The 12,770-nt window shown below is 56.3% G+C and carries 12 protein-coding genes; 7 read left to right on the top strand and 5 right to left on the bottom strand.

The window, feature by feature from the left end; translation table 11 throughout:
* Positions 1-54 precede the first annotated feature (54 nt).
* The 5 genes from OS189_RS13035 (at position 55) to OS189_RS13015 (ending at position 4,277) form a co-directional block, all read left to right on the top strand.
* Positions 55-267, top strand: a complete 213-nt coding sequence (locus tag OS189_RS13035; protein ID WP_267167760.1) for a hypervirulence associated TUDOR domain-containing protein — start codon at positions 55-57, stop codon at positions 265-267.
* 93 nt (positions 268-360) lie between these two features.
* Positions 361-1,566 carry an aminotransferase-like domain-containing protein gene (locus OS189_RS13030; RefSeq protein WP_267167759.1) on the top strand — a complete coding sequence of 402 codons (1,206 nt, stop codon included), beginning with the start codon at positions 361-363 and terminating at the stop codon, positions 1,564-1,566.
* A gap of 48 nt (positions 1,567-1,614) precedes the next feature.
* Positions 1,615-2,262, top strand: coding sequence for a DUF1007 family protein (locus tag OS189_RS13025; protein ID WP_267167758.1), 648 nt, complete (start codon positions 1,615-1,617; stop codon positions 2,260-2,262).
* The gene (locus OS189_RS13020) at positions 2,247-3,146 is read left to right on the top strand and encodes a nickel/cobalt transporter (protein ID WP_267167757.1); all 900 of its coding nucleotides are present in this window, start codon (positions 2,247-2,249) and stop codon (positions 3,144-3,146) included. Before OS189_RS13025 ends, OS189_RS13020 begins: the two co-directional genes overlap by 16 nt.
* Before the next feature lie 144 nt (positions 3,147-3,290).
* On the top strand, positions 3,291-4,277 hold the full coding sequence (locus tag OS189_RS13015) for a GlxA family transcriptional regulator (RefSeq protein ID WP_267167756.1): 987 nt from the start codon (positions 3,291-3,293) through the stop codon (positions 4,275-4,277).
* Between the two features lie 33 nt (positions 4,278-4,310).
* On the opposite strand, the gene OS189_RS13010 is transcribed toward OS189_RS13015, so the two are convergent.
* From OS189_RS13010 to OS189_RS12995, 4 genes are all read right to left on the bottom strand, one after another.
* On the bottom strand, positions 4,311-4,667 hold the full coding sequence (locus OS189_RS13010; protein ID WP_267167755.1) for a phosphorelay protein: 357 nt from the start codon (positions 4,665-4,667) through the stop codon (positions 4,311-4,313).
* Positions 4,668-4,945: 278 nt separating this feature from the next.
* Positions 4,946-5,257 carry a heme-degrading protein HmuQ gene (gene hmuQ, locus OS189_RS13005; RefSeq protein WP_267167848.1) on the bottom strand — a complete coding sequence of 104 codons (312 nt, stop codon included), beginning with the start codon at positions 5,255-5,257 and terminating at the stop codon, positions 4,946-4,948.
* A 129-nt stretch (positions 5,258-5,386) separates the two neighbouring features.
* The gene (locus OS189_RS13000) at positions 5,387-6,415 is read right to left on the bottom strand and encodes a Fe(3+) ABC transporter substrate-binding protein (RefSeq protein WP_267167754.1); all 1,029 of its coding nucleotides are present in this window, start codon (positions 6,413-6,415) and stop codon (positions 5,387-5,389) included.
* Between the two features lie 150 nt (positions 6,416-6,565).
* A complete protein-coding gene (locus OS189_RS12995; RefSeq protein ID WP_267167753.1) occupies positions 6,566-7,237 on the bottom strand; it encodes a DUF1045 domain-containing protein in 672 nt (223 codons plus the stop codon).
* A gap of 327 nt (positions 7,238-7,564) precedes the next feature.
* On the opposite strand from OS189_RS12995, the gene OS189_RS12990 reads away from it, so the two are divergent.
* On the top strand, positions 7,565-8,944 hold the full coding sequence (locus tag OS189_RS12990) for an MATE family efflux transporter (RefSeq protein ID WP_267167752.1): 1,380 nt from the start codon (positions 7,565-7,567) through the stop codon (positions 8,942-8,944).
* Between the two features lie 14 nt (positions 8,945-8,958).
* On the opposite strand, the gene OS189_RS12985 is transcribed toward OS189_RS12990, so the two are convergent.
* The gene (locus OS189_RS12985) at positions 8,959-10,536 is read right to left on the bottom strand and encodes a class I adenylate-forming enzyme family protein (RefSeq protein ID WP_267167751.1); all 1,578 of its coding nucleotides are present in this window, start codon (positions 10,534-10,536) and stop codon (positions 8,959-8,961) included.
* Positions 10,537-10,727: 191 nt separating this feature from the next.
* On the opposite strand from OS189_RS12985, the gene OS189_RS12980 reads away from it, so the two are divergent.
* On the top strand, positions 10,728-12,743 hold the full coding sequence (locus OS189_RS12980; RefSeq protein ID WP_267167750.1) for an ATP-binding protein: 2,016 nt from the start codon (positions 10,728-10,730) through the stop codon (positions 12,741-12,743).
* Positions 12,744-12,770 lie beyond the last annotated feature (27 nt).

The following is a 12,770-nucleotide window of genomic DNA, read 5'->3' as shown; positions in this document are numbered from 1 at the left end:
CGGGAACCATCCCGTCTTAAACGGGTTGGTTCGTGATGAACAAAGGAGCGTCCGATGGCCTATAGCAAAGGTGACAAAATCGAATGGGACTGGGGGGATGGCACAGCCCAAGGTGTAGTGCAGGAAACCTATAGCCGCAATATTACCCGCAAGATCAAAGGCACCGAGGTAACGCGCAATGGCTCGGAAGATGATCCAGCGCTGTTGATCGAACAATCTGACGGGGATGAAGTGCTGAAGCTGGCGTCGGAAGTGCGCAAGGCGTGATAGGGCCGTATCGGCCATATAGGACACATGTGTTGACCTAATTTGCGAATCCATGTTCTGTACCGACACACCAAGCTCGGGGATGAGGGACACATGGACTGGCAGCAGATATTCGCGACACGTAACAACCGGATGAAGGCCAGCGAAATCCGCGAGCTTCTAAAGTTGCTGGACCAGCCCGACATCATTTCATTTGCAGGCGGTATTCCCGACCCTGATCTGTTTCCTGCCGAAGCGTTTCAGGAGGCGTTCAGTCAGGCTCTGGGCGCTGAAACGCAAGCGAAAGCATTGCAGTACTCGGTTTCCGAAGGATACGGGCCGCTGCGCGACTGGATCGTGGGCGAGATGGCGCGCCTTGGCATCCCTTGCAACCGCGATAACATTCTCATTACTTCGGGGTCGCAGCAGGCGCTTGATTATCTGGGTAAGCTGCTGCTCAGCCCCGGCGATACCGCGCTGGTGGGCTGGCCTACTTATCTGGGCGCGCTTGGTGCGTTCAATGCCTACGAGCCGCGCTATGATCGTCTTGATCCCGAAACAAACCGCTCTGCCAGTGATTATGCCGAAGCAGCAGGCGATGGCCGCGTAAAATTTGCCTATATGTCGGTTGATTTTGCCAACCCGACAGGGCGCACACTGGACGCCGACATGCGTGAGCGCGTGATTGATCTGGCGGACGAGCTTGATATTGCGGTGATCGAGGATGCCGCCTATCAATCGCTGCGGTTTGAAGGGGAAGCGCTGTCGCCCGTGCTGGCGCGCGAGATCGTGCGCAAAGGGGATATCAACGCCTGTCGCACGCTGTATTGTGGCAGCTTTTCCAAAACACTGGCGCCCGGTCTGCGGGTGGGTTGGGTGTGTGGCGCGCAAGAGGTGATCAGCCAATTGGTGCTGCTGAAACAGGCGGCTGATTTGCATAGTTCGACCATCAACCAGATGGCAATTACCACTGTCGCCAGCGCACAGTTTGACAGCCATGTGTCCAAGATCAAAGATGCTTACCGCGCGCGCCGCGACCGGATGTTGTCAGCGCTTGAGGCGCACATGCCCGACGGGGTCACATGGACACGCCCTGAGGGGGGGATGTTTATCTGGCTGGAACTGCCGCAGCGCATCAATTGCGCCGAACTGCTTGCGCAATCGCTTGGGTCGGAGCGGGTGGCGTTTGTGCCGGGACATGCTTTTTTTGCGGACGGGTCGGGTACCAACACACTGCGCCTTAGTTTCAGCCGCACCGATGAAGCCAGCATTGATGAAGGCATTTTGCGTTTGGGGCGGCTGATTACCGCCGCACTTTAGGCAGTGGGGCGATTGTACAGTTGCATCGCCGCCCCTAGATTGCACCCCATGAAAGCAATAGCCGCCCTGTGTCTGATCGTTCTTGCCGCGCCCGCTGGTGCACATCCGCATATTTTTGTGAACACCGGCCTAACGTTTCTGGTGGATGACCAGAACCGGCTGAGCCATGTGCGTGTCACGTGGGAGTATGACGAGTTGTATTCGCTGTTGGTGACCGAGGATATGGGGGTGGATGATGATTATGACGGCATCCTTGATGCTGACGACATCGCCAAGCTGACCGGTTTTGACATGCAATGGGTTGAAGGATTTAACGGTGATCTGGTTGGTACTGCCGATGGTGTGCCCATGGTGCTGTCACAGCCCCTTGCCCCGACGGCGGCTTTTGCCGATGGCAAGATCACCACAACCCATCTACGCGCAATAGAAGGCGCACCAACAGCCAATGGCACCTTCAGCTTCCGCCCCTATGACGGCACCTATTACACGGCTTACGAGGTCGGTCTGGGCGTGGAGGTGGAAGGCAGCACGCACTGCCGTATCACGCTGGACACGCCCGACATCGAAGGCGCGCTGGCGATGACCAAAGCGGAACTGGCGGCACTGCCGCAAGACATTGACATGGAAGCCGCAGGGCTGGGGGACATCGGTGCGCGGTTTGCAACGGAGGTTACGCTGAAATGCGCCGCGCTGTAATTCTGGCGCTGTTGCTGGCAATGGCTTTGCTGGCGTGGCTGTGGCTAAGCGGCGGTTTCTCTGCGCTGGCGGTCTGGGCCGCTGGTGAGCAGCGATCATTCCAGAACGGTATCGCGCGAACCCTGCGCGCCCTGCGCGGCGGCGAAGCGGGGGCATATGCGGTGCTGATGGGCAGCTGTTTTGCCTACGGTTTCTTCCACGCAATTGGTCCCGGACACGGCAAGCTGCTGGTGGGTGGGTATGGCGTCGCACGCGAAGTGCCGATGCTGCGGCTGTCGCTGATTGCACTGCTGTCCAGTCTGGGGCAGGCGGTCACGGCGATCCTGCTGGCCTATGGTGGGCTGTGGTTGTTGGGTCTTACGCGCGAGCGGATGGTGAACGCGGCAGAAGACTGGCTCGCGCCGTTCAGCTACGCATTGATAGTGCTGATTGGCCTGTGGCTGGTGGTGCGCGGCCTGCGGCGATTGCGCCGCGCGCAGGCGGTCCACGGCCACGAACACCACGGGCCGACCGATACCTGCAACAGTTGTGGTCATCGCCACGGCCCCACGTTGGAGGAAGCGGGGCAGACCAGCGGTCTGCGCGATGCGCTGCTGCTGATCGGGGGGATTGCGGTGCGCCCCTGCACGGGCGCGTTGTTTGTGCTGATCATTACATGGCAGATGAACATTGCAATGGCAGGTGTTGCAGGGACATTCGCCATGGCGCTGGGCACCGCATCGGTAACCGTGGTAGTGGGCATCGCCGCCAGCGGTTTTCGCGGCGGGTTGATGCGCGGTATTGCCAACGCCGGCGCACTCGCGTGGATGATGCCGGTACTTGAGGTCGCGGCGGGCGTCGTCGTTGTCGCCTTGTCGGGCGGCCTTCTTCTGCGCGCGTTATAGGAACGCGATCGCGTGCAGTGATAATACGAGCCTTGGCAATTTGCGCCGCTTTGACCTAGATTGAAACCCGATGCAACGGGGCGGAGTTTTCCATGCTTGTCAAAACACGTGCCGCAAATCTGCCGCCTGAACGGGGAGTTTGCAGTGTCTTCCCAGCCCCCTGAAAATGCGCCTACTTGCCGTTTCGAGGTATTTTTACAGCGCGGCTTTGATGTAGTTGAACTTGCCGCTGTGATGAACACGCTCAAACGCGCGAACGCCATCACCGGCGACAAGCGGTTCTCGTGCCGTATTATCAGCGACATGCCCGGCCTCGTGACGGGCAGCACGCAAATGCTTGTCCGTGCAGAACCCGCGATCGAGGGGTACGGATTTGGTGATGTGATGATTGTGCTGGGGGGCACGCACATTCATCGCGAGGGATGGATACGCCGTGTACGCGCCATGCAGCGCCAAAAGCGCCCCGTGGTCCTGCTTAGCGATGCTGCCACCGCGTTTATCCGTGCAACCGACAGCCGTGATGGCCGTGTCACCACACACTGGCGTGATGTCGCGCTGCTGAAAGAACAGGGGTATTATCCGCATATAACCACCAGTTTCGCAGAACAGAGCGATGGTGTTACCACCGCCGCGGGCGGCGGCGGGACGGCGGAACTGGTCATTGGTCTGATCTCGCCCCATATTGATCCGGTCGAGGTTGCCGAGCTGGGCAATGAACTGCTGTTGCCCGTTATCCGGCGCAGCGATGCAGAGCAGCCCCATGATATTGCTGCCAATGCAGGTCTGTTTGACGCCCGCGTGACCGAAGCGATCAAGCTGATGGAAGAAAATATGGAAGACCCGCTGCCGATGACAGAACTCACGCGGCGGGTTGGCCTTTCGACCCGCCATGTCGAACGTGTCTTTCGCGAGGTTTTTGACGAAACGCCGGCACGGTTTTACAAAAGGCTGCGGGTTCGCCGTGCCCGTGCGATGATCGAGGAAACGCTGATCCCGTTGATTGATGTTGCCATTGCGACGGGGTTTTGTTCGCACAATGCTCTCAGCCGTGCTGTGCGTGATGAATATGGCAGCACCCCGTCAAAGATGCGCGCGCGCAAATCTATCACGCTGATCAATCACAAACCCTGACTAGAGGGCCGCAGGTGGCGTTTTCGGTTGTATTTAAAGATGGATTTGCGCTGCATCGCAGGCTTCTACAAATGTATCCACACACCAGATAATTTCACCCGGACAAATGGCAAGATCTGCGTATGCCCCGTGAAGATGCGCGTCAATCTGTGCGACAGAATGCTGCGCGGTGGCATCCACGTCGTAAAAGCCCAGAGCGGCAGCACTCCCGCAAATTCCGTTCAGAATACTTCGTGCGTCTTCCAGACGGGCGTTGATGTATTCCGCAGATTCGCCGTCCCATGCTGCAAGGGCGTGACGTGCTACGTCGGCTTTCTGATATGCCAGAGTATCGACAAACCGGACCCGCTGTTGGTCAGCAAGGAGTTGTTTCCTCGCTGGGGCGCTCATGCGGGTATCCGTCGGGTTCGGGCGGGTTGTCTCAGGCTGTGCACATACGCGGCCCCGGTGGGGAATGCGTGACTTGCGCAATGGACAGTATCATTTTGACGTTTGAAGAATTTCATCTGGTACTCCGGCAAAAACGGCAACTTGTTCATCAGGTCTTAGAGTTGCCTGAAAAAAGTGTCGAAATTTTGCCGGATTAGTAACCGGTATGCGGCGATCGCAGGGTGAGGATGCGGCGGGCGCAGAAGCTGCGTAGCTACCTGCCACCGCCGTCAACCGTGTCAGGCGATATGTTGAATCGTGTTGAATCCTTCGAAAACCGGTGTGCCCTCATGCAGCTTGGCGGTGGTTTTCGCGCCCTTATGCGCATCGCGGAAAGCTTCGCTTTTAGTCCAGTCACGAAATGCGTCTTCGGATTTCCAGACGGTGTGGGAGGCGTAGAGAATCTTGCCGTCAATCTCTGGCCCTTTAAGCATGTGGAATTCTACAAAACCGTCCATATTTTTGAGGTGACTGTCACGCCCCAACCAGACAGCTTCGAACGCTTCGGCGTTTTGGGTGGTGACGGTAAACCGGTTCATCGCGAGATACATGAAAATCCTCATTGCGGGTGGGTTTGAAGGATGGCTTGAAACAGCCATAACACAGTGTGCAGTGCTGCTAATAAATGAAAACCCCTCCGCCGGACAGGCGAAGGGGAGGGTTGGGTCAGCGCTATTTGCTTATTTCCAGCCAACATCGTCAAAGATTTTCTGCGCGGTAGCAAGATTGCCTGCAACCGCAGAAAGTTCGACATCATCCGCTTTGAATTCGCCCAGCTTTGCAACACTTTCGCTTAGCGCTACACCTTCGACAGCGGGGAATTCATCATTGCCCGCCGAAAAGTACTGCTGTGCCAGATCGGAAGACAGATACTCAAGAAACGCGATTGCGTTGTCGCGATTTGGGGAATTTGCTGCAACGCCGCCACCGGACAGGTTCATGTGTGCGCCTTCAGCGTCCTGGGCCGGAAATACCCAACCGATCTGCTCGATACTATCTGTTACGCCGGAAACATCGATGCGCATCGCGCGCGCGAAATAGTAAGTGTTGGCAACAGAGATATCACATTCGCCCGAGATAATGCCGCGCAGCTGGTCGGTGTCGCCGCCCTGTGGATCACGGGCAAAGTTTTCGACCATCCCTTTGGCCCACTCTCTTGCAGCTTCCTCACCGTGGTTTTCAATGATGGAGGCAAGCAGTGTCTGGGAATAGACGTTGGAAGAAGAGCGGTGGCACACCATCCCTTTGTATTTCGGATCAGCAAGCGAGACATAGTCCATCGGCGGTTCGGAAACATCGTTTTTGTCGAAAAAGATGATGCGCGCGCGCTGCGAAAAGCCGAACCAGTTATTGTCGCTGTCTTGAAGGTTGGCAGGGATGCGCGCCTCCAGCACTTCGCTATCGATCCCTTGTAGAACGCCCGAATCTTTTGCGCGCGTCAGGCGCGATGTATCAACCGTCAGCAGGACATCAGCGGGAGAGTTCGCCCCCTCCGCTTTGATACGTGCAATCAGTTCGTCAGCCTTGCCTTCGATGCGGTTGATCTTGATGCCTGTCGCTTCGGTGAAATCGCTGTAAAGGCGTTCATCTGTGTCATAGTGACGTGAAGAATACAGGTTCAGTTCGCCCTGCGCGGAAGCAGCGCAAGTTCCGGCCACTAAGGCAACGGCAGCAAGGGCAAGTGGGGATGTGGAAGCAAAGCGGGACATAGTGAATCCTTTGTTTTCATTTCTTACTGTTTCAATCAACTACTGATGTTTTTAGGGCCTTGCAACATACTTGATAGTTTTAATCGGAAATAATTTCACCCCACATTTTGAGCGATCCAGTGCGCGTTGCCGAGGTTACGCTCAGGTAGCTTAGGCGCCCAGTGGAAGGCGTGTGATCTTGTGAAACATGCCGTCAATATCCTCACCAACCAGCGTGAGATGATCTATCACATAGGGTTGGGGCAGCACCGGTGCAAAGTGCGCAACAGCGACCGGCAGCACCCCTGTGACGTTATTCGCGGGGCCGGTCAGTGTCATATGAAAACGGAAATCATCCATCACATGGGGGTAACCCCATTGGGCCAGATTGTGCTCTTGTGACGGGCTAAGGGGGCGTTTGCGCCGTTTAGCCTGCTCCTCCGGCGTGGGGGGCGCGCGAAATCTGTCGAGAGATCTGACAACAGTGGCCGCCAAATCCGCCAAAGCAGCGCTATCCCCGGACGGGACAAAGGCCAACATCCGCCCCATGATGCACACCTCAAGACTGTTGAGGATGATCGGGGACAGGCGGCTTGCAACCGCGCGCGCCTCGGCTTCCAGCATGTCGGGCGTATATCCGCACCCCAACGCCATCGGTGGTTTGACGGTGCCGTGAAACCCGTACTTGCGCGGGCGGCGGGTGATCTTCGCAAGGTCTATGCCGATGGATTGCGGCTGTGCCACGGGTTCACCGGCCAGAATATCCCATCCCAGCCACGCAGCTCCCTGCGCGCCAAATTTCCCGTCTGGTGTGATGTATATGGCAAAGCGACGAAACATCATTCTGCTGAAAATTTGCTGTTTTCAGCAGTTACTTCCGCTGCTTGATTCCGAAATCGGGCGTTGAAATGCACGCGCGATTTTCTCCTGTCATGCGACAAAAAGCTGTGTCGTTTCATAAAATTCCCTGTCGCATAATCTTGCGTCCGCTTTTACGGTTTTTGCCCGGTGATCTTTACGGGATAGGGTGCAATGCACAAATCGTAAACCTCACCGATCAGCGGGAGACAGCGGAGGTTGGCTGGGGACGAAATATTTCGATGGCTTGTAATATCGCAAAAAAGAGCGCCATTTAGCAGGCGTTTGCTGATTAATCCTGAAAGCCCCGTTATGATTGAACATGATCTGACCGAAGGCCCGCTTGGCGGCCATTTCCGCAGACTGGCTGTTCCTGCTGCGATCGGGATGCTGTTCAGCACCCTCTACAACGTTGTGGATACCTTCTACGCAGGGTTTTTCGGGACGCAGGCGCAGGCAGGTCTGGCGGTGGGCTTTCAGGCGTTCTTCATTCTTGTTGCTATCGGTTTTGGGCTTGGCTCGGCGCTCAGCGCACTGGTGGGTAATGCAAAGGGGCGCAAGGATGCTGCGGATGCGCGGCATTTGGCGGCGCAAGGCATCGGATTGGCGATGCTTGCGACCCTGACCATGATGTTGATTGCAGCCTTCGTAGGCCCCTCCCTGATCGCCATTGTATCAGAGCCGGGGGGCTACCGCGATGCGGGGCTGGGGTATTTTCAGTGGCTGATCTTCGCGCTGCCCGGCTTTATCATGGGGCCTGCGGCAAACGGTATCTTGCAAGCGCGCGGCGATACGCTGACTCTGCAACGTGCGCTTGTCGTCGCGTTCTTTGTGAACGTGGGCCTGAACCCGTTGCTGATGTACGGTATTCCGGGTGTGATCGGGGGCATGGGGTTTAACGGCATCGCACTGGCCACAATCCTCAGCCAGACGGGAGTGGCCGTGTTTATCCTGTCGCGGGTGTTTGGCCGTGCGTTGATGCAGGATCTGAAACTGTCCGAATTCATCCCCGATCCCGCAAAATATTACGAGATTTTTGCACAGGCTTTTCCGGCGGGGTTTGCTCTGCTGGTCACGTTCTCCAGCGGGTTCATCGTGCAATACGCGCTGAAAGACTATGGCGAGGCATCATTGGCCGCCTACGGCATCACCATGCGGGTAGAACAGCTTTTCCTGCTGCCTGCGCTGGGGATCACCATTTCGCTGGTGCCGATTGCCGCACAGAATTTCGGCGCGGGAAACCATGCGAGGGTGCGCGAGGCGTTTCACCGCTGCTGGATGATTGGTGTGGTGATGACTGTCTTTGCGTTTCCGTTCCTGTGGTTCGGGGGCGGCTACGCTGCGCGGGTATTTTCGAACGATCCCGAAGTGATCCGAATTTCCGCCCTTTTCCTCAAAGTCGAGGCCGTAATCCTGCCACTGTATGTAGTTCTGTTTTCCATCAACTCGCTGTTGCAGGCATTAAAGAAAGCGGCCTGGACCATGTGGATCGGAATATATCGCCAATGGATCGGCATTGCGCTGTTTATCTGGCTGTTTGCCTATGTGATCGACGGTGGGCTTACCGGTGTCCGTCTGGGGATTGCGTTTGGCGTGGGCACGGGCTTGCTGCTATCGCTGTGGATCGGGATATTTGTTGCCAGACGCCGCATTGGTGGTCTGGGTTGGCCAGCCCTCAACGGACAGGCCTGAATCGGTAGGCGGAATTACACCAGCTTTCGCAATTCGGTTTTCACGACTTTGCCGTTGGCGTTGCGGGGCAGAGGCGTGTCCCACAGGCTCACAAAATCGGGCACTTTGTAATCGGCCAGATGGGCGCGCACAAACGCCTTTGCCGCGTCTTCATCAAACGCGGCATCGGTTGTATGCACAAAAACATGGATTTTCTCACCCAGCACAGGATCGGGTCGCCCTATAACGGCACATTCGATGACGCTGGCGTGGGCAGTCAATGTGTTTTCGATTTCGGCTGAATAGATGTTATACCCCCCGCGGATGACCATATCCTTACGCCTGTCGTGCAGGCGGATGAAGCCGTCTGCATCGCGCGATCCCACGTCACCGCTCTTCCAATACCCGTCCGTAAACTCGGACGCCGTTTTTTCCGGGTTCTCCCAATAACCGGGCACAACCATCGGCCCTTTGATCCACAGCTCGCCATGCTCGCCTTCGGGAACGTCTGCGCCGGTTGGGTCGACAATACGAATTTCACCACAAGGGACAGCAATGCCGACGCTATCCGCGCGGGTTGCGCCGTATCCATGGGGCATAATCGTTGCGGGTGACGTCAACTCGGTTGCGCCGTATGCGTTTACCAGCGTCAGCGTGGGCAGCTTTTCAGTCAATTCCGCAATGGTCGATTGCGGCATCGGCGCGCCGCCATAACCACCGATGCGCCAATGGCGCAGGTCGTAATCGGAAACCGTGCAGCGTAGCAGGAACAGGTTGTACATTGCCGGAACCATCAGCGTTTGTGTTACGTTTTCCTCAGCAGCAAGGGCCAGAAAACCATCAGCGCGGAAAGTTTCCATCATCACTGTGCAGCCAGCGGTGCGCACCATCGTAAAGATCGTGGCGATTAGCCCTGTTACATGGCTGGCAGGCACCGACAAAAGCGAACGCTCGTTCGCGCCAAGCCCCATACATAATTCGAAATGAATGGAGGAATGAATGATGTTGAAATGGGTCAACATCGCGCCCTTGGGCCTGCCTGTGGTGCCTGAGGTGTAGAGGATCACGGCGGTGGTTTCCTCCTCGATGTCGACTGCGGCCAGAGGTGGGCCATCGATCAGCCTGTCAAATTCGGGAGTGTCCACACAGACCGCGTGTTCCAGCGCGGGCAGGGCGCTGCGTGCTGGCAGCCGGTCTTTCAGTTCCGGTCCGTAAACCAGCAGATGCGCACCACAGTGATCAAGGATGTATTCAAGCTCTGGCGTACCTTCACGGATATTGACGGGAACCGCGATTGCGCCCAGCCGCAGGCAGGCCAGCAACGTGGTCAGAAATTCGCTCCGGTTGCTGAGCAATATTGCCACGCGGTCACCGCGTCCGACACCTGCCGCCTGCAAACCTCCGGCTAATCCGGCGATCCGCCGGTCCAGCATCTTGTATGTCAGCCGGGTGCCACCGCTGACAACCGCTTCTGCATCCGGCGCACGTGCAACAGCATCCGCAAACATTGCATTCAGGTGGGCGGGGCGATCAGTAAAACAGCGCAGAACGCGCCCGTCAAAATGTGTCTCCTGCCCGATGAGGTTTGTGATGTCTGATGTCCAGCTTGTCATGATGTCCTCCCTGATTTCAGGGTAGGCGAAATGAGTGGCGGTGCAAGCGGATTACGGGGGTAACGATGGTGAAGTGTCATCCCGCCGAGAAGCAGGTGTATGCATACGGTGCGTTTGCCGATGCTGTTAACGTCAAGTTTATGCGCGCCCCCTAGATAGAAGATGTCTTTTCCTGTTGCGAAAGCATGACTATGCAATCGATTCTGCGGCTGTTCGTCCTGGCAAATGTGCTGTTTGCGTCGTTTTTTCTGGGGTGCGTTTTATCAGCAGAGCCGGTTGCGGAGCGGCCTATTCTGACAGCGGTTTATGGTGATTTTGCCCCCTATCAATTCACCGCAGAAGATGGCAGCGTCCAGGGTTATAACGCCGATGTCACTCGCATGTTGGCTGAACGTGCGGGGTATGATGTGGCATTCACCGCAGCAGAAAACCCGCGGCAATTTCTTGACATGCTGGCGCGTGGCGAGGTTGATCTGACCCCGTTCATGGCGCTGACTCCGGCGCGCCGCCGCGCAGGCTTGGCCACGCTCCCTTTGGGAGAATACGTATTGGCTGTATATGTGCGCCAAGATACCAAAATTCGCGAGATTGGCTCGCTTTCTGGCAGAAAGATCGGCGTTGTTGCTGGTGCCATTACGCAGACCGCCGCGAAATTGATCTCAGAAAACCATATTGTCGAGTTTCGCAATTCTGACGATCTCCTTTTGCCTCTCCTCAATGGTGAACTGGATGCAGTTGTAAGTGTAGCTGAAACGTTTGATGCTCGGCTGCGCGCCCATTTTATGGAAGACAAAATTCGCCGTCTGAAACCGCCTTTGGCGATTATTCCATACGGCTTGCTGGTGCGCAGAGAATTGCCGGACGTACACGCGGCGCTTAACGACGCAATTGAAGTGCCTGCAACGCCAGACATTCTGGAAACCTTGCGCGCGCAATGGTTCGGGCGCGATCGTAGTATTGTTCACCATCCATGGTTCGGCAACGTAGCGCTGATTGTGGGCGGTATCGCGATGACGACAGTTGCGCTGGGCGTTTACGCGATACGACTTCGACGCCGGTCAGCGGTCTTGCTGGTAGAGAATGGTCAGAACCAGCTACTGATTGACGCGCTCGACAATATTCGGGCTGCGATTATCATTTTTGACAGCGATATGAAGGCGGTCAATTGGAACGCGGGTTTTAAGGTGCGGTTCCCACTTTTGGTGCCTGAATTACGTCGCGCTGCAACCATGCAAGAAGCGTGGATGTACGCCCATAAAAACGAGATGTTTGCAACCGAGATGACACAGTCGGAGATGGGCAGATTTGCAGCGACGACAGCAGCGCGTCTGCGTGCAGGCAAACTAGTTCAACGAAACGTTCTTACTTCCGAGGGCAATACGTTTGATTTAACCTTGTTTCGCCTCGGTTCGGGCCACTTTGCCGCGATTTGGGTTGATGTGACAGAGGTGCATTTGCAAAATGAACGCATCGCCACGCAAGGTGAGGAGCTCTCTCGGAAAAACCAGCAGCTTCTGGCGTTTTCGGCCATGGCGGCCCATGATCTCAAGGCGCCACTTGTGCAACAGGTCGCGCTACTGAATTTTATTCTTGAAGATGTTGCCGATGCGCAGATTAAACTGCCTGCCGAAGTCCAAAGCAATATTGCCATATTGGAGAACCTGTCAAACCGGATGAGGTCCCTCGTAGGGGATTTGCTCGAGTACGCTAAAGCCGATTTCGATGCTGCACCATCGGTATGTTTCGCACCCGACGCACGGTTTGAAAACATCCTGACGTTGTCAGCCGTCAGTCCCGCGATAACCGTGACAATCAAGCCGGATATCTGTCCGGTGCGGGTGAACCCGAATGCCTTTGACATGGTAATGCGAAATTTGATTACAAATGCGGCCAAACATAACGACCGGATTGCGGGTCACATTATCCTACGCGGGCATAAAAGGGGCGAACATGTTACCATCGAAGTGGAGGATGACGGCCCCGGGATTGCTGCTGAAAAAAGTGCACAAGTGTTCGAGCCATTTTGTAGGCTCACCAAAGTAGAGGGTACTGGACTGGGCCTCGCTTTCGTCAAAAAAACCGTTGCGGGCTGGGGCGGGACAATCAACGTTCGTGCAGGAGCAAAGCGCGGCTGCATTGTTTCGGTGACCATGCCAGCGGCATCAACAGAAACGACCAATATGCTTGTGGCAAGAACAGCGTCCTAGCCTACGTCGGGCGTAACTTCCCAAACT

Source organism: Sulfitobacter sp. F26169L (genome assembly GCF_026410285.1).
Lineage (GTDB): Bacteria > Pseudomonadota > Alphaproteobacteria > Rhodobacterales > Rhodobacteraceae > Sulfitobacter.
Note: the sequence above shows the minus strand (reverse complement) of the source record. Positions and strands in the feature narration are given on the sequence as shown.